Source organism: Pelosinus fermentans JBW45 (assembly GCF_000271665.2).
Taxonomy (GTDB): domain Bacteria; phylum Bacillota; class Negativicutes; order DSM-13327; family DSM-13327; genus Pelosinus; species Pelosinus baikalensis.
Map to the genome: position 1 here is coordinate 1276081 of NZ_CP010978.1, position 17441 is coordinate 1293521.

The 17441-nt window shown below is 40.2% G+C and carries 15 protein-coding genes and 4 tRNA genes; 18 read left to right on the forward strand and 1 reads right to left on the reverse strand.

Going from position 1 to position 17441, the window contains the following annotated elements:
- Positions 1-328: 328 nt before the first annotated feature.
- The 14 genes from JBW_RS05205 to JBW_RS05270 all read left to right on the forward strand — a co-directional run bounded on the left by JBW_RS05205 (position 329) and on the right by JBW_RS05270 (position 11449).
- Entirely contained in the window at positions 329-766 is a 438-nt protein-coding gene (locus JBW_RS05205; protein ID WP_007955756.1) for a flavodoxin, read from the forward strand.
- A gap of 423 nt (positions 767-1189) precedes the next feature.
- A tRNA-Pro gene (locus tag JBW_RS05210) sits at positions 1190-1266 on the forward strand.
- 23 nt (positions 1267-1289) lie between these two features.
- Positions 1290-1364, forward strand: a tRNA-Gly gene (locus tag JBW_RS05215).
- Between the two features lie 5 nt (positions 1365-1369).
- A tRNA-Cys gene (locus JBW_RS05220) sits at positions 1370-1444 on the forward strand.
- Positions 1445-1492: 48 nt separating this feature from the next.
- Positions 1493-1581: transfer RNA gene (locus JBW_RS05225), tRNA-Leu, on the forward strand.
- A 272-nt stretch (positions 1582-1853) separates the two neighbouring features.
- On the forward strand, positions 1854-1988 hold the full coding sequence (locus tag JBW_RS25930; protein ID WP_007955758.1) for a hypothetical protein: 135 nt from the start codon (positions 1854-1856) through the stop codon (positions 1986-1988).
- Between the two features lie 513 nt (positions 1989-2501).
- Entirely contained in the window at positions 2502-2846 is a 345-nt protein-coding gene (locus tag JBW_RS05230; protein WP_007955760.1) for a hypothetical protein, read from the forward strand.
- Positions 2847-3440: 594 nt separating this feature from the next.
- Positions 3441-3701, forward strand: coding sequence for a GlsB/YeaQ/YmgE family stress response membrane protein (locus JBW_RS05235; RefSeq protein ID WP_036680855.1), 261 nt, complete (start codon positions 3441-3443; stop codon positions 3699-3701).
- Positions 3702-4083: 382 nt separating this feature from the next.
- On the forward strand, positions 4084-5004 hold the full coding sequence (locus tag JBW_RS05240; RefSeq protein ID WP_036680828.1) for an acyl-CoA dehydratase activase-related protein: 921 nt from the start codon (positions 4084-4086) through the stop codon (positions 5002-5004).
- Complete coding sequence (locus tag JBW_RS05245) at positions 5001-6077, forward strand: hypothetical protein (RefSeq protein ID WP_007955767.1); 1077 nt, start codon at positions 5001-5003, stop codon at positions 6075-6077. The genes JBW_RS05240 and JBW_RS05245 overlap by 4 nt, the downstream gene beginning before the upstream one ends.
- Positions 6078-6248: 171 nt before the next feature.
- Positions 6249-7211, forward strand: a complete 963-nt coding sequence (locus tag JBW_RS05250; RefSeq protein ID WP_007955769.1) for an acyl-CoA dehydratase activase — start codon at positions 6249-6251, stop codon at positions 7209-7211.
- 30 nt (positions 7212-7241) lie between these two features.
- Positions 7242-8150 (forward strand): acyl-CoA dehydratase activase-related protein, encoded by a 909-nt coding sequence (locus tag JBW_RS05255; RefSeq protein WP_007955771.1) that lies wholly within the window; start codon positions 7242-7244, stop codon positions 8148-8150.
- The gene (locus JBW_RS05260) at positions 8147-9229 is read left to right on the forward strand and encodes an acyl-CoA dehydratase activase-related protein (protein WP_007955772.1); all 1083 of its coding nucleotides are present in this window, start codon (positions 8147-8149) and stop codon (positions 9227-9229) included. The genes JBW_RS05255 and JBW_RS05260 overlap by 4 nt, the downstream gene beginning before the upstream one ends.
- Positions 9230-9604: 375 nt before the next feature.
- Positions 9605-11449, forward strand: a complete 1845-nt coding sequence (locus tag JBW_RS05270; RefSeq protein WP_007955774.1) for an APC family permease — start codon at positions 9605-9607, stop codon at positions 11447-11449.
- Positions 11450-11732: 283 nt separating this feature from the next.
- Here JBW_RS05270 and JBW_RS05275 read toward each other — a convergent pair whose 3' ends face one another.
- Positions 11733-12638 carry an RluA family pseudouridine synthase gene (locus JBW_RS05275; protein WP_007955776.1) on the reverse strand — a complete coding sequence of 302 codons (906 nt, stop codon included), beginning with the start codon at positions 12636-12638 and terminating at the stop codon, positions 11733-11735.
- 272 nt (positions 12639-12910) lie between these two features.
- Here JBW_RS05275 and JBW_RS05280 point away from each other — a divergent pair, with 272 nt between their 5' ends.
- From JBW_RS05280 to JBW_RS05295, 4 genes are all read left to right on the forward strand, one after another.
- Positions 12911-14518, forward strand: a complete 1608-nt coding sequence (locus JBW_RS05280) for a gamma-glutamyltransferase family protein (RefSeq protein WP_007955778.1) — start codon at positions 12911-12913, stop codon at positions 14516-14518.
- 349 nt (positions 14519-14867) lie between these two features.
- The gene (locus tag JBW_RS05285) at positions 14868-16274 is read left to right on the forward strand and encodes a sodium:solute symporter family protein (protein ID WP_036680857.1); all 1407 of its coding nucleotides are present in this window, start codon (positions 14868-14870) and stop codon (positions 16272-16274) included.
- Between the two features lies 1 nt (position 16275).
- Positions 16276-16701 (forward strand): HutP family protein, encoded by a 426-nt coding sequence (locus tag JBW_RS05290; RefSeq protein ID WP_007955782.1) that lies wholly within the window; start codon positions 16276-16278, stop codon positions 16699-16701.
- Positions 16702-16856: 155 nt separating this feature from the next.
- Positions 16857-17102 (forward strand): hypothetical protein, encoded by a 246-nt coding sequence (locus JBW_RS05295; RefSeq protein ID WP_007931404.1) that lies wholly within the window; start codon positions 16857-16859, stop codon positions 17100-17102.
- Positions 17103-17441: the final 339 nt, after the last annotated feature.

Sequence of the window (17441 nt, forward strand, 5' to 3'; positions counted from 1 at the left end):
CTATGTTAAAAAAACACGCAGGGTTTTTCTTACTTTTTTATTGACAGGAAAGAATCTTATTGATAGAATATAGTCATTGAATTGAGAATTAATATCATAAACTCAATTACATGCATCATTGGTTAAGTAACTATAAACTTCTTACGTACAGCAACTTATGAACGTTTGAACAGCCCATTAGGGTATTTTTTTCAGTTCCAACATGATAATGAATATCGTTATCATGTTGGAACTGAATACAGGATGTATTCTCCATAAAGAATCAAAAGAATAAGCGAGTGTAAGTAAGAGGTTAAAGCAATCAAATAAAAAATGGGGGAATGAGTGTATGAAGAAGATTTCCGTTATTTATTGGAGTGGGACAGGGAATACTGAAGAAATGGCTAAAGCCATTGCAGCAGGCGCTGGGGTAGATGGAATTTCGGTGAATTTACTTTCTGTGGATAAAGCGAGTAAAGATGATGTACTAAAATCTGATGCAGTAGCATTGGGTTGTTCAGCAATGGGCAATGAAGTATTGGAAGAAGGCGAATTCGATCCTTTTATTACCTCATTAGAAGGGGAAAATCTATCTGGGATTCCTTTAGTTTTATTTGGCTCTTTTGACTGGGGAGATGGTCAATGGATGAGAGACTGGGTGGAACGAATGGAAGGGCAAGGGGCTAAACTTGTGGAAGAAGCTTTGACAATCCAAAACGCTCCTGACGATGAAGGACTTGCATCATGCAAAGAACTTGGAGCAAAACTTGCATCCGCCATCGCTTAAGGATAAAAGCAGAAATCAAAGAGTAACAGTAATGCCTTGCAATTTAAAATTGCAGGGCATTACTGTTATTCTATAGTATTATTAGTGGAAAAATATAAGATTTTATGAACCACAAAGGAGTACACAAAAAAATATAATTAAGCCCTTTGTGTCCTTTACGTCTTTGTGGTTCAATTCGTTCTATTTTTTAAAGGGCACATCAGCACTTTTTTTATGATTCAATAGCTACTAAAAAATTACGATATAAAATATTGTTGACGGATATTAATTCCTCTGCTATAATTAGAACTCGTCACCACAGTTTAAATTTTAACGATATTAACGGTCGTTTTTATCAATAAATTGCTGGTATAGCGGCATAAAGAAGACCATTGAAGATCGTTCTTCGAGGTTATGTTCTGCTGGTGATCAGACCATTTTAAACGGGGCGTGGCTCAGCTTGGTAGAGCACCTGGCTTGGGACCAGGGGGTCGCAGGTTCGAATCCTGCCGCTCCGACCAGTTTTATTTTCTAATATGTTATTGCGGGAATAGCTCAGCGGTAGAGCATCGCCTTGCCAAGGCGAGGGTCGCGAGTTCGAATCTCGTTTCCCGCTCCAATTATGGCGACATAGCCAAGTGGTAAGGCAGAGGTTTGCAAAACCTTTATTCCCTAGTTCAAATCTAGGTGTCGCCTCCAAAAATAGTTTACTACACTGCCTTTAACAGTTTGGCATATGATGAATATGCCGGGGTGGCGGAACTGGCAGACGCAACGGACTTAAAATCCGTCGGAGAGAAATCTCCGTACCGGTTCGATTCCGGTCCTCGGCACCAACCAAATCAACATACACTTTAAGAATGACCTTAACTTCATCTTTCCAGATGATAACGTGGTCAAGAAAAGTGTTGATTAGCACCTGAAGAGATTCGGGTGCTTTATTATTTTCCAATGCCTTATATGATTCAATTACTTCTATTACCTGTTCTTCGTTAAGGTAGTTTGATTTTATTTAACTAGGTGGACGGCTCTTTTTATAAGTCCCTATAGTACCTTTATAGTTAAATTACATAATATACAGTGAACGCGATCATAGGAGGTGCAAATAATGTATCGTAACTGTGGTGGTTGGCGTCCATTTATTGGTCCTGGTTTGGGAGGATTCGGTCATAGTTTAGAAGGTTTTGGACATAGTTTCGGAAGCTTTCGTTTCAGCTTTTGTCTTGGTCTATATGATAAATGATGATTGATACTAAACTTGTCGCAATAGGGATATGAGATAAGTTATTTTTCCTATTTTGATATCTCGTAACAAAAAACTTCTAAGAAGCATAAACTATAATAAAAATCAGTCATGCAGAAAGGAGGAAAATTTATGGGATTTGGTGGTTGGGGTGGCGGACGTGGAGGATCATGCTTTATCATTATTATCATTATTCTTCTTCTATTTTTCTGCTGCTGTGAAGATGACTGTAGTTCTACCTGCTAAAACCTAAACCTGCCTGCCGCTTAGCAAGTATTCCTTAAAAGGCGCATTACTCTTATTGAGTGAGGCGCCTTTGTTATTTTTATACTATCCAAAATTCAGCTTATATGTACGGATAAAGAATGAGAAATAAATTTGCATTCAGTAGTTTAATTTGTAGTTACTACGGAATGTGTATTAGTGAAAGCCGATATACAGGATACACACGCAACGAAAAGAAAGGTCCTTAGCTATGTCGGTTTTTAAAAAAAATAAATGGGGGTATGTTTTATGGCATGGTATAAAAAAATTGAAGTGGGTGGAACTGCTTCACCGTCATCTGCGTATGTGACGGATGCTTTTGATGGTGGGAAAGATTTCAATTATATGGTCGAATTTGATTATGATTGGTGGGGTACTAGTAGTCGTATCAATATATTGCATATTGACTTAATTGATACAAATGGGTCAACTGTAATCGAAACGAAAAATATTGAATGTACACCTGATAGCTCAGCTAAAAAATATAAAGTATTTTTCACATTTCCTAAATCTAGTTACTATGTTTTGAAATTTACAGTAACTTGTTCTTCTGGAACAAAATGTAATGTTTTTGGTGGAGTATATGTACAGTAAATAATACCGCACACACTAAATCGCCGTCTGCCTTAACTGGTGGACGGTGATTTTTATTACGCATTTTCAGATATTTCAATAATTCCAGCTTTAACTGTTTTCCTGTCTGTATTATAGTGATAATAATGTGTCGGTATAGTGTTATTAGTGTCCTCGGCACCAACTCTAAACAAACCAGCTTTAGCTGGATTAATACAGAATAATCAGGATTTACAACAACTTTACTTATTACGTTTTGCAGCATGGCTTGGACTCTGTCCAGGTCTTTTTGTTTTATAGCCAGGGACTAATCCTGAATGACTTCGCGAATCATGGATTCCGGTACAGTAATATTTTATGATTATGCGAAGCACAGGACAAGAACGTCCTGCAAAACAAGTTTGACCGTAGTAATCAAAATGCTGAGATGTTGGCCAACTTTATAAATAAGGCTCAAACAGGGGGGATAGTTCAGGATGGGAAGTTGTTTTAAATCGTTGGTCGGCTACATCATCTGCCAAGTGATTATTACTATATGAAGCTTAATTGTATAAAATGGTGAGTAAATAGAGATCATATAAGTATCACTTATGAAAGGATGATACTTATATGCAAATGCTTTGGTTTTTATTAATCGGATTGGTCTCTGGCTGGTTGGCTGGTATGATTTCACGGGGTGGAGGTTTTGGTATTTGGGGTGACTTAGTAACTGGCGTTGTTGGTTCTTTTATTGGTGGCTATTTATTTAGTCTCATAGGCATCTCTGCTTATGGTACGATAGGAACGATAATTTCAAGTACTATAGGAGCTATTATACTTCTCTGGATTATGCGGATGTTTTCTCATGTAGCACCTGCTGCACATAAGAAAGAATGAAGTTTTCATTCTTTCCATTAGCCGTCTACTTTTAATTAGGTGGATGGCTCTTTTGTCTTTTTACTTCAAATTGTTTCATAACCGATAACATCGGCTTTCAGTTTTAGTATATTTTAGTGTTTTCTTGTTATTTTTTTGACTGAGGTTTTGCAAGCTCCCAAAGTCATCTATTTTATTTCTTCAACTACTGTTAGACTTTCATTGAGAAGAGATGATAATAAGGGATTTTCCTATAACTCCCACTTATAAAAAGATACAGGTTGAAAATAATAATATGTATGTCCCAATGATTCAAAGGCTAATATTGAGGAACAATGGCCAAAATAGAGAGGTAGGAATAACTACCTCTTTCTAATGATGTACTAATTTTCTTCTGCAAAGGATGATAGATGTGCATGTTCATGTTGGTATTCCCCAGGCTATGCTATATCACGAATTTGGCAGCCTGTGGGCTGATTTTTTTCGGTATGCGGATATACCTGTTTCTATTTCCGGTGAAACCAATAAACAAATTTTAGATCGAGGCACATTACTAGGTATAGATGAATCTTGCCTGCCTTTAAAAGTGTATTTGGGGCATGTTGACTCTTTACTCTCGGAGTGCACCCATATATTTGTACCTCGTGTCGTCCAATACCATCGTAACTTCCTTTTCTGTGCTAAATTTGCCGGTTTACCTGATGTCGTTAGAAATACGTTTAGGTTGTCTCCGGAACAGATTATTTCTCCCAATGTCGAGTATAAGTCGTCGGTGAATCAACTGCAGTCCCTATATACCACTTGTCAAGCGATTGGATTATCGGCTGTCCCTGGGTATTTAGCCTATCGACGAGCACTTAAATCATGGCGAGCTGATGTGCCTGGTGATATTGGATCTTCAACCCCCAAAATAGCTGTTATTGGTCATAGTTATTTATTAAAGGATGCCTTTTTCTGCGGCAATATAATGAACTTCTTAGCCTCGCGTGGGGTTCAAGTTATTACTCCTAATCATGTGGCGAGAAAAGTACTATATGATGAGGCTAAAGTCTTTGAGCCGGATATCTACTGGCAGCTATCGGCGAAAATTGCCGGGGCGGCTCACTACTTCTGTCGCCAGCCTGATATTGCGGGTATTATTATGGTATCAAGCTTTGGCTGTGGCCCAGATTCACTTGTTAATGAATACGTAGAGCATCATGTATTCAAAAAAAGCGATAAACCCTACATAATCATCAATATTGATGAGCACATGGGAAGCGCCGGTCTCATAACACGGATTGAAGCATTTTGGGATTTGGTGGAATGGAGGCAGAAATATTGAAGGTAACATACCCTCATATGGGATATTTAAACATGCCGGTTTCAAAAATGCTAAATAACCTAGGAGTTGAAGTCATCGAGGCGCCGCCAATTTCCAAGAAAACGATAGAATTGGGCTCTCTTTATTCTCCAGAGGGCGTATGTTTACCATATAAAATTAATATGGGTAATTTTATAGAAAGTATCGACCAAGGGGCAGATACCTTAGTAAGCGTATGTGGCGCAGGGAAATGCCGCTTGGGCTTTTACAATGCTGTACAAAAAATTTATCTCGCAGAAAAAGGACAAATACAATTTTATATGCTGGATACAAATCATTTATTTAGTGACTTGTACCGTTTTTTACGGACAGTGGCGCCTCGTGCAAGTCGTTTGGTGATTCTTAAGAATATGGCAATGGGGATAAAATTGTTAAAAGCTCTTGATGCTATGAACGAAGCTAAAAATTTTTATGGGGCACGAACGAATAGCCCAGAACAAATCATAGATATATGCAGAGGCGGTACACAGGAACTTGCCAATTCTACTTACAAGAAAATTAATTTTATCCGGGATTTTACGATTAGCTCAATAGGGGCTATCTGCAACAATAACCAATGTCGACCGCCCAGAATAGCCCTAATCGGTGAATTCTATCTTTTATTAGAACCCTATGTAAACCATAGTATTGAAGACTTATTAATTAAGCAAGGGATAGAGGTCAAAAAATTTGTTTATACCGGAAATTGGGTTTATTCGAATACTTTACTACAAGCTTTGGGATTATATAGTGAAGAAAAGGCGTATCTTGACCAAGCTAAGCCATATCTCAACTATCATGTAGGTGGTGATGGCTTAAAATCAGTAGGAAGTGCTTTGCAGTGCGCCCGGGATGGGTATGATGGGATCATTCACATATATCCTTTCGGCTGCATGCCTGAGGTGGTCGCCCAATCTGCATTAAAGAATATCGCCAATGACTATAATTTACCTTTACTAACGCTAAGTATCGACGAGCATTCCAGCGATGTGGGCATTATTACCCGTATTGAAGCTTTTGCTGATTGTATTAAACGTAAGAAATATCAACATTAACGAGAAAATAAGAAGGCATATTTCCGTAAGGAAACCATTGGAGTTGCTACAATATCATTTGACTTATAGGGTGCCCTTTTATCAAATTCATACATTTATTTACCAAAATTGGTAAAATGTAAGAAATGTGGTATACTACTAAAAGTGAATGTTATATGGGAGGCATTATTGATGCATGTATATTTAGGTATTGACGTGGGGTCAGTAAGTACTAACATTGCTGTTCTTGACGAATTTGGCAAGGTAATCGATTCGTTATATATACGTACGCAAGGGAGACCAATTGAAGCAGTACAAAATGGCTTACGTCAAATTAAAGAGCGTAACCCTGAAATAAAGGTGAAAGGTGTCGGTACTACTGGTAGTGGTCGCCACCTCACGGGAGTAATAGTAGGAGCGGATAGCATAAAGAATGAAATCACCGCCCATGCAGTAGCGGCGATGCATATCATGCCGGATGTGAAAACTGTACTAGAAATTGGTGGACAAGACTCTAAAATGATTATTATTCGTAACGGAGTAGTTACTGATTTCGCTATGAACACCGTATGCGCAGCCGGTACGGGGTCTTTTTTGGACCAGCAGGCTGCTCGTCTTAATATAGGAATCGAGGATTTTGGAGACAAGGCTTTAGAGTCAACAACACCAGTCCGGATTGCGGGACGCTGTGCAGTTTTTGCCGAATCTGACATGATTCATAAACAGCAGACTGGTCATGTAACTTCAGATATTATTAACGGATTATGTCAGGCTTTAGTAAGAAACTATCTCAATAATATAGGTAAAGGAAAGCAAATCCAAAGTCCTATTCTCTTCCAAGGCGGGGTAGCGGCAAACAAGGGAATCAAAAGAGCTTTTGAAGAAGCGTTAGGCTGTCCTGTAGTGGTTTCACCCTACCATAATGTTATGGGAGCCATTGGTTCCGCTTTATTAGCCAAGGAAGAAGTTACTCAGACGAAACCAACTGTCTTCCGAGGTTTTGATGTAATTGATTTTGTCTACACACCACGAAGCTTTGAGTGCAGTGGCTGCGCTAATATGTGTGAAGTCGTTGAAATTAAAATGAACGGTAATGTAGCAGCGCGTTGGGGGGACCAATGTGGTAAATGGAGTAATAGTGTAACAGTTGCTTGAGAAAAGGCTAAAAAAGGATGATGATGTTTCTTGGCGATAAGAATTGGGTTACCACGGGGGCTACTATATTACCAATATGGATCAATTTGGGAAAGATTTTTGCAAGAACTGGGGGCCGAGGTAGTTATTACTGGCGATACGTCTAAAGCGACGCTAAATTGCGGAAGTGGATTGGACGAGGTATGCCTGCCTGCTAAAGTATACTTTGGACATATTTATGAGTTGTACAAGCAAGTGGATTACCTATTTACACCACGAATAATCAGCGTTGCAACCGGACAATATACGTGTCCCAAAATTATTGGTATGCCGGATATGCTGCGCAGTAATATTGACAACTTACCGCCGCTCATTGATGTCAACTTAAATCTTCGCCAGAATAATCGCAGTTTGTATCAGGCGATTGTGACGGTAGGACATATGCTTGGCAGAAATGCGATTAGCAGTCTTTATGCATGGTATCATGCTTGGCAGTATCGGCGTCTGGAACAAGCAATCCATTGTAGTAAACCTAACGGGCAGCGTATAGGCTTAATTGGTCACCCCTACATTATTTATGACCAACAAATTAGCATGAATATTATTGATAAATTGAATCACTTTGGTATTCATGTTATAACCCCTGAGATGGTTAGTAATCGCCAAGCCGCTATTGCCGCTAAGACTCTTGGCAAAAAAATATTTTGGTCTAATGGCGATCATATGGCAGGTGCGGCATTAGCCTTAATACAATCAAGGCAACCCGTTGACGGGCTGATTTTTATAACTTCTTTTAGCTGTGGACCTGATGCCTTAATAGGTGAATTGATCAATCAGCGTGCCCAAGCGCTTAACATCCCGTGCATGCTCTTAACAGTAGACGAACATACGGCTGAGGCGGGCTTTGTGACAAGGCTGGAGGCGTTTACGGATATGTTAATTCGGAGGAAACAGTCATGATTATTACTTTTCCCCATATGGGAGATATGAGTATAGCCCTTAAGGCACTCTTCACCGGTCTCGGACGACAAGTGGTGCTTCCTCCGCCCATTTCTAAAAGGACGTTGGAATTGGGTATGAAATATTCTCCAGAGACTACTTGTTTACCCTTTAAAGTCAATTTAGGAAATTTTATTGAAGCCCTTGAACAAGGTGCGAATACAATTGTAACTTGTGGAGGGGTAGGTCCATGCCGCTTAGGTTACTATGCTGAAATTCAACAGGGCATTCTTCAAAATTTAGGTTATAGATTTGATATGATAGTTGTTGAACCTGATATTGTTGATATTATAAAGCAATTACACCGGGTTGCTTTTAAACGTAATTTTTGGGAGGTTTATTTAGCATTTCGCTTGGCTTTAGCAAAAATAAACGCGATGGATAGTATTCAGCGAAAAGTGAATATGATACGACCGCGGGAGGTATCTGTAGGTGAATCCGATTTCATCTGGCGGCAAACTGTTGATGTGATTGATGCCGCAGAAAATCTTTCTACATTAAGAACCGCTTGGCATAAGGCTGAAAGCGAACTGGACGGAGTTAAACTCAAGTCTAGCGTTAGACCGCTGCGTATTGGTGTAGTTGGTGAAATTTATGTTATGCTTGAGCCGTCGATTAACCAAAACATAGATTGGCGTTTAGGAAATATGGGAGTTGAAGTGTATAAAACCATGTATTTAAGTGACTACATAAACGGGCATTTGTTTAGAAAGCGAGAATATCTTGAGAAATTTAAATATTTAGCCGACTTGGCTCATCCCTATCTTGGTCATTATGTAGGTGGCCACGGCATAAAAAGTATCGCCCATACGGTTAATATGGGACAGGAAAACTATGACGGCATTATTCATATGTTCCCGTTTACTTGTATGCCTGAAATTGTTGCTAAAAATATTCTACCTAAGGTTAGCAATGATGTGGACATCCCGGTATTATCGTTAGCTTTTGATGAACAATCAGGTGAAGCCGGCATAGTGACTCGATTGGAAGCCTTCATTGACTTATTAAAGTACCGCCGTTTAAAACATCACTTGGCTTAAAAAAATGGTGAAATTCTAATAACCACGTACATTTGAAGCTTCGCAAATCACGCGAAGCTTTTTTGCTGTTCTAGAATGTATATAAGCCACAAAGTTGTTTGTGCTCTTCGCGCCTTTGCGGATCAAAGGCTTTATTTTTTAGTATATTCAGCGTTTTTCTTACTGTTTATTAAAAGGTCATGAAAATTTAATCTTTCCTGAAAAATAATAGGATATATAATCTCATAAAAAGCGTATAATAAATTCTGTGACCTGCATCTAGTATTCAGATTAGGCAGTACTTGATGCAAGTGGAGTTTGAAAAGAAGGGACGGACTTATTACTATATTTAGTGGCGTATAAAGAAAAAGGATATTAAGGAGGTCTAGATTAAAGTTGATCAACATTGCTCGCCGCCTTCTCATTGGCAAGCCCCTTCATAATAAGGAAATGATGCATGAACGGTTACCAAAGTGGAAAGCGCTGTCCATATTTTCCTCAGATGCCCTATCATCGGTGGCTTATGGACCAGAACAAGCCTTACTCGTGCTGGTTGCCGCTCAAGGGATTATCGCTTATGGATATTTATCCCCCATCATTATTGCAGTATCGATTCTATTAATTATTGTGGCATTATCCTATGTGCAAGTTTCCCGAGCAAATCCTGGGGGCGGAGGTGCCTATGCCGTTGCCAAAAAGAACATTGGCGAGTTTCCCGCTCTAGTAGCTGCGGGTGCGGTTTTTGCTGACTATGTTCTAACGGCGGCTGTAAGTGTAGCCGCAGGAACAGCAGCCATTGTATCGGCTTTTCCCAGCTTAGTGGGTAAAGAAGTGGGAATTGATTTAGGTATTTTATTTTTCATATTGATGCTGGTGAACCTGCGTGGTATGCGAGAATCCTCCAACATGTTTGTATATCCGACCTATGCCTTTTTATTAGGGATGGTCGCGCTCATTCTAACAGGAATGTATCAAGCCGTTACCCAGGATGGAGCCTTACTGCCTGCTGCCTCCTTAGAAAGACAGCCCCTCAACATGGCAATGCTGTACATAGTACTAAGAGCCTTTGCCAATGGCTGCAGTTCCATGACGGGTGTGGAGGCAATTGCAGATAGTGTACCCTTATTTAAAAAACCCGAAGCGAAAAATGCAATCATTACAACCTATTGGATGGCAGGTATTTTGGTAGTGATGCTAAGTGGAGTTACTTTTATGATGATGCATTTTCATGTCATCCCCATACTGGAAGTGACAGCTTTATCCCAGCTTGCAGAACATGTCTTCGGCAGATCCTTTGTCTATTATTACATTCAGGTTACGACGATGATCGTGTTATACTTGGCGGCCAATACAGCCTATAATGGTTTACCTGTATTATTGTCAATTGTAGCCAGAGATGGATATCTTCCAAGGTATCTTAGCTCTCGTGGCGAGCGTCTGACCTTTTCCAATGGCATTATCGTGATCACTGTTTCCGCTGCGGCATTAATCGTGATCTTCGGAGGACATCTAGACCACTTAATCGCCTTATATGCAATTGGTGTATTTATCTCTTTTACCATTGCGCAATGCAGTATGGTTGTTCATTGGAAGAGAGAAAAGGGAAGCGGTTGGCTGATTCGGGCAGCTGTAAATGGCATAGGAGCCGTTGCTACCGGATTGGTTGTTATCATCATTACCCTCACGAAGTTTTCCCATGGTGCTTGGGCAGTATTAGTGTTCATTCCGGTGATGGTGTTCGTATTTAAGAAGATCCGCTCCCATTATGATGATATGGCAGAGCAGCTGCATCTTCCCTTAGAAGAAAACGTACAATATGATGATACCCTGGTGGTGCGCAATTATGTAATCGTACCCATCTCATCCCCGACACGGGTGGTATATGAATCCTTAAAATTTGCGAAAACCTTGAGTAAAGACATTATTGTATTACATATTGCCAAAGACGAGGAGAGCGCTGCCAAAGTACAAATGAAGTGGGAGCAATGGAACCCGGGAATGGATCTAGAGATCATTCAATCCCCGTATCGCCTGACCATTCAGCCTTTGCTGGATTATGTAGAAGCATTAAAAAAGAGAAAAAACCCGCAGGACTATATTACAGTTGTCATCCCTGAATTTGAGACAAGGAAATGGTGGCACAGGCTGCTGCATAATCAAACAGGCTGGCTATTACACGCCATGCTGGTCATAAAAGAAAATGTAAGTGTGACAACCATTCCTTATCACTTAAATAAATAAGAAAAAGATGTTTTTTGTCATTGCGAACAGAGTGAGGCAATCTCTAACAGGGGGTTGATTCACTTTGACAGAACAGTAAAACATATAAAACGAATTCAACCACAAAGACGCAAAGGACACAAAGGGTTTTATTTATATTTTTCGTGTACTCCTTTGTGTGCCGCATCAGCGGCATTGTGCCTTTGTGGTTCAATCATCGTTCCTTGCTCTCTTTCACAAGAGTATATACTTTCTATGACAATAAAAAACCTCGCATTTTGGCGAGGTTTTTGCTTTTAATGGTTTAGGAATTTTTTTCGCTTCGGCAAAAGTCGATAGCCCGGGTCAGGTCTGGGGGAAGAGGAGCTTGTACTATAATTTCATGCTGATCTTTTATATGATTAAAGGTTACAGAAGATGCGTGCAAGGCTTGTCTGGTTAACCAAGAAGTGCGTATGCCATACATACCGTCTCCTAGAAGGGGGTAGCCGATATGAGCAAGATGTACTCGAATCTGATGGGTTCTTCCTGTATCCAACCGTAGCTCTACTAATGATGTCTCTGAAAAGTTATGGAGAGTATGATAATGGGTAATAGCCGGATCTCCTTTTTCCCTTACTGCACGGCGATTTGCCATAGTAGGATGAAAACCAATGGGAAAATCAATGGTAGCGGCAGGGGGATGAACAATTCCCTTTACCAAAGCCCAGTAAACACGCTTTAACGTTCTGTCTTTTAACTGTTGTTCTAAGATGAACTGGCTGCGATCGTCTTTAGCAAAAATTACGCATCCAGAAGTTTCCCGATCTAATCTGTGTACAGGGCGGATGGTAGTGATTACGCCTTGCTGTTGTAGGTGGTATGCCAGATAATTTGCTAATGTGCCCTTAGTAGTTTGCCCAGTGGGGTGGACAAGCTGGTAGGCGGGCTTATTAACGACTAGCATATAATCATCTTCATATAGAATCTCAATGCTTCCTTCCTCTGGCTCAACTCCGTAAGTCATATCCTGAGCCATAAGGATGCGTAAAACATCTTGGGATTTTACCTTTCTTTGGAGAAAAACTTTCTTTCCGTTTAAAAAAATCCCCTTTTGTCTTGTTAGTTTTTGAATTTTTCTTCCAGAATACTGCAAAATAGTTTTCAAATATTCTTCAAGGGTCAGACCCTCATGTTCCTTAATAACTTTATAGGTTGCAAATGATTTCATATAGTAAGCCTTCTTTCTCTTGTAAGCAATTTGCTGGGAAGTTTAGTCATACTTATGTGCAATGATACAATATTTATTATCAAAATACAATCATGAAGGAAAATAGGAAGATCGTAAGCTACGCAAACTCCAGAAGAAGGAAGATGCATATCAGGGTAGAATGAATAAGGTACAGGGATCGTCGGAATATAGTTACGCTCATCTTTTGCCTGTTTACGGCTATATAGGATTGTTTTCCAAGAGTACACTATAATATCCAGGAGGATGAACATATGGATTTTGATGCTCTTTCTTATCCTTTTCCTTCAAAGCGTACCGTGGTTTTTGCGAAAAATGGAATGGTTGCTGCTTCCCAGCATTTGGCTGCGCAATCTGGACTGGATATTCTCAAAGTAGGCGGAAATGCCATTGATGCGGCAATCGCAGCTGCTGCCTGCCTAACAGTAGTGGAACCTACCTCTAATGGAATTGGTGGTGATGCTTTTGCCCAGGTTTGGATAAAAGGCAAATTATATGGACTAAATTCCAGCGGACCTTCGCCCCAAAGCATCTCTCTTGAGGCAGTGCGAAGACAAGGTTTTAAAGAGATGCCCCGATATGGTTTTACCCCAGTGACGGTTCCCGGTGTGCCAGCTGCATGGGCAGAGCTGTCAGCGCGTTTTGGCAGACTTCCTCTAAGTGAGGTGCTAAAGCCTGCAATTTCTTATGCTCAAGCAGGATATCCTGTCTCTCCTATTGTGAGTAAATATTGGGCAATTGCATTTAAGAATTTTTCGGAATTTCTAAAGGGAAAAGAGTTTGCATCCTGGTTTACTACCTTTGCTCCCTTGGGCAGAGCTCCTTATGCTGGCGAGATTGTCCAATTATTAGATCATGCTGCTACCTTACAGGAAATTGGTGATACAAAGGGAGAGTCCTTTTATCGGGGTTCTTTAGCAGAAAAAATAGGTGAGTTCTCTCGAAGTTTTGGCGGATATTTACAAGCTGATGATTTGGCTGCGTATAAAGCAGAGTGGGTTCAGCCAATTAAAGTTGCCTATCGAGGTTATGAGGTATGGGAAATACCGCCTAATGGTCATGGATTGGTTGCCCTTATGGCATTAAATATATTAAATGGTTTACAGCTTAAAGGGCAAAATCCTATAGATGCTTATCATAAACAAATCGAAGCCATAAAAATTGCATTTGCTGATGGACAAAAATATATTGCCGATCCTAAGAATATGACTGTAAAGGTTTCTGATTTACTTTCAGAGGGCTACGGCCTGGAACGAAGAAAGTTGATTGGAGATGCTGCCATACTGCCAGAAGCAGGCAGACCCGATTCTGGAGGAACGGTATATTTAGCGACAGCTGATAAGGAAGGCAATATGGTATCGTATATCCAAAGTAACTATATGGGCTTTGGCTCCGGTCTTGTTGTGCCAGGAACCGGGATTAGTCTGCATAATCGTGGCAAACAATTTTCCTTAGATCCCTTTCATGTCAATTGCCTAGAAGCTGGAAAAAAACCGTATCACACCATTATTCCAGGTTTTCTTACGAAAGATAACAAAGCTCTAGGTCCTTTTGGTGTTATGGGAGCCTTTATGCAGCCCCAGGGACATGTTCAGCTGCTGGTAAATATGATCGACTATAAATTAAATCCGCAAGCTGCTTTAGATGCACCTCGCTGGCAGTGGAAGGAAGGCAAAAGCATTGATTTAGAGCCGGGTTTCCCAATGTATATGGCAGAAGCATTACTGCAAAAAGGTCATATTGTTAATCTGTCTCTTGAAACTGGCAGCTTTGGACGGGGACAAGTCATCATAAGACAAGAAAATGGCACGTTTGCTGGAGGTACGGAAGGTCGTGCCGACAGTGCAATAGCTGCGTGGTGAATGAGCTATTGGGGAATGTATGATGGATGTTATTAGCGATCATCTGGCAAAAATCGGTATCGTGTAAATCCTGATTAATTTATGGTTGAGAGGGAGACAGCCTGTGGAAATGATGATTTAAAGTCATTTTCACAGACTGCTTTGCTTCAATAGAATGCTTCACCTGTATTTGACATGGAGCCACTGTTGCTTATATAATCATTATGTAGAATAGTAGTATTGAAAACTAGTAAGATGAAGTTGTAGGATGGCAAAATGGTGAATGAAACGATGTGCACTCCTAATTGGGGTGTTTTTTTGTTTTTTCCCGAATTTTGCACATTAGTAGTAGGAAGGTAGGATGGAAAAGATGAATATTCAATTGGTTATTATTATTAGTTACATTTTTGTTTTGTTCGGAATTAGTTTTTATGTAAAGCGAAGGACCGAAAGTAGTACAGGTTTTCTATTTGCAGGGCGAAAGCTCACTACTTTGCTGGTTGCGACAAATATTGCGGGTACAGCGATTGGCGCTGCTTCGACAATTGGCGTTGCAGAAAATGCATATCAGTTTGGTATTGCTGCTGGATGGTATAATGTCGCTTGGGCTGCAGGAGCCGTATTGATGGCAATGGTAGCAGCTGAAAAATACAGAGAAATGGATTGTACTACGATTCCGGAATTATTTGAACGATATTATGATAAAAAAGGGCGAGCTATTAGTGTATTAGGGATGATTACCATTCAATTAGTTATTACATCTCTGCAGTACATTGCTGGCGGAGCGATTTTGTCTTCTCTTCTGCCTGGTATATTTTCTTTTCAAGGTGGCATGATAACCAGTGCCATAGTTTTTATTGGAACGACTCTAATCGGTGGATTATGGTCGTCTGGCTTGTCGAATATTTTAAGTGTAACTCTGATTTATATTGGTGTATTAATCAGTACGGTGACGACTGTTTCCAATCAAGGCGGTTTGAGCAGTATGGCTGCTGCTTTACCTGCTAATATTGACTGGTTCAGCCCTCTTGGAGGCTTGGGGCTGGCTACTATTATTGGCTGGTTTGCCGTCATGATGACTCAGACGATTACTGCTCAGGGACCAGTACAGGTTGCTTGTTCAGCCGTTGATGGCAAGGCTGCGAAGAGAGGATTCTTGTGGGGAGCTCTTTTGATGTTCCCTGTTGGCTTCTCCTGCGCTATTATGGGAATGGCTGCTAGAGTTGCCCATCCAGGTATGAACGCTACATTGGCTCTTCCCCAGATGATTATGGGGCTGGATCCTATCGTGTCTGGTTTGACGCTGGCGGCACTTTGGGCAGCAGATGTTGCTACTGCTTGTCATATTTTGCTTGCAGCAGGAACATTATTTTCTCAGGATATTTACAAACGTTTTATCAATTCTAGTGTGAGTGATAAGAAATATACGATTGTGAATCGCTACTCCATTCTAGGATTGGGGATTCTTACCTTATGGTTTGCATTTAATGCCGTAGGTATTGTTAAGACGATGCTGATTGGTCTAAGTCTGACTACCGCTTTTACATTGGTGTTTTTGTTTACCATGTTTGCACCGAGTCTTTGCCGTCGTAATTCAGCATTTTATACTACGCTGGCAGGTATGATCGCATTGTTCGCTTGGCAAATGTTCCCGGCAGTTCAGATTTTTGCACATCCCATTTATATGGAATGGCTGGTTTGTCTAATTACGTTCTTTATCGTAGCTGCAGTTGATAAGGGAAAAATTAAAGTTGTTGAAAAGAAGGCGGTTGCATAAAGTGGAAATTACGAGTATTGATGTGGGGAGAGCGGCGATGGCTATGGCAATTAGTGAAGATCGACAAGATGAACAAGAAATTCGTCAGCGCCTAAGTGCTCGTGGTATCTCTTCTGTAGCTGTTGATTTTGGCGGCGAATATTTACTATCTGTCAAGAAAATTATTGAACGTGCAGTAGTAGCAGCCCAGCGTCAGAGGCTGGTGAGTGCCAATCATATAGGAGAAGGTGCGGTGGCTGGTGCGACTCATGCCGCTCTAGAACAAATTACGTCGAAAGCCGCTGGACTGAATGTGGGCGGAAAAATCGGAATTGCCCGTTATGGAGAACATATTTGCGTAGCAATTTACTTTGGTGTAGGTGTATTGAATCTTAATGAAGTAGTGGTAGGATTGGCCCATCGTTCTTTGCCATTAGGAGAAGCATAAGAAAAATATTGTGTTTCTACAAAATTTACGAAATGTTTACAAGACAGTGCTAAGAATACGTGGTACTATGATAGTGGACAATCTATTAGCTGGTTTGTTTAAAAAGTGAACTTTACTTAGTCCTAAAAGATGGATAGAAAAAAGGAGTGTGTATTATGTGTGGTTGTGAAGAAAAAGATCCTGAATTAACGGATGAGATTCCAGTGTTGTTTACGGATGACATCGAAATTCTCGAAGATCGTATAGCGGATGTTATTATTGCTATGGGTCTGCCAGAAGAGCAGACTGGAGCAGTGCTAAGACTAATGAGTGACGCGTTAGAAGAACATCATTCCAATATTCTTGACACCTTTGAATACATTATAGCAGACGAAGATGATGAGGAAGAAATCAGCGAATAAACTCGTTGGTTAACTGCATCGTTACGAAGCCCCTCTATAACCACAATGTGGTTATAGAGGGGCTTTTTTTTGTAGTATCAGATCGTTTTAAAAAGAGCGTTAAACACAGAGACGTGTTTATTCTACGCCTTTACGTTTTTTGTGTCTTTGTGTTTCAAAAATGGCTATATTTTAAGGACACGAACTGTTTCTCTTAGATCTAAAAAAGAAGCTTAGTATGCGAAATAATGTTTTTATTCCACTTAGTGGAATAAAAACATTATTTATGAGAAAAAAGAAGGAATTAGAATCTGATGCACGAATATAATTTGTGTAAAATGAAAAATAAGTCCACATAGT

What these genes read in the sequence shown, in the direction of transcription:
- JBW_RS05205 (WP_007955756.1), top strand. Translation starts at nt 329, where the DNA reads ATGAAGAAGATTTCCGTTATTTATTGGAGTGGGACAGGGAATACTGAA.
- JBW_RS25930 (WP_007955758.1), top strand. Translation starts at nt 1,854, where the DNA reads ATGTATCGTAACTGTGGTGGTTGGCGTCCATTTATTGGTCCTGGTTTG.
- JBW_RS05230 (WP_007955760.1), top strand. Translation starts at nt 2,502, where the DNA reads ATGGCATGGTATAAAAAAATTGAAGTGGGTGGAACTGCTTCACCGTCA.
- JBW_RS05235 (WP_036680855.1), top strand. Translation starts at nt 3,441, where the DNA reads ATGCTTTGGTTTTTATTAATCGGATTGGTCTCTGGCTGGTTGGCTGGT.
- JBW_RS05240 (WP_036680828.1), top strand. Translation starts at nt 4,084, where the DNA reads ATGATAGATGTGCATGTTCATGTTGGTATTCCCCAGGCTATGCTATAT.
- JBW_RS05250 (WP_007955769.1), top strand. Translation starts at nt 6,249, where the DNA reads ATGCATGTATATTTAGGTATTGACGTGGGGTCAGTAAGTACTAACATT.
- JBW_RS05260 (WP_007955772.1), top strand. Translation starts at nt 8,147, where the DNA reads ATGATTATTACTTTTCCCCATATGGGAGATATGAGTATAGCCCTTAAG.
- JBW_RS05275 (WP_007955776.1), bottom strand. Translation starts at nt 12,638, where the DNA reads ATGAAATCATTTGCAACCTATAAAGTTATTAAGGAACATGAGGGTCTG.
- JBW_RS05280 (WP_007955778.1), top strand. Translation starts at nt 12,911, where the DNA reads ATGGATTTTGATGCTCTTTCTTATCCTTTTCCTTCAAAGCGTACCGTG.
- JBW_RS05285 (WP_036680857.1), top strand. Translation starts at nt 14,868, where the DNA reads ATGAATATTCAATTGGTTATTATTATTAGTTACATTTTTGTTTTGTTC.
- JBW_RS05295 (WP_007931404.1), top strand. Translation starts at nt 16,857, where the DNA reads ATGTGTGGTTGTGAAGAAAAAGATCCTGAATTAACGGATGAGATTCCA.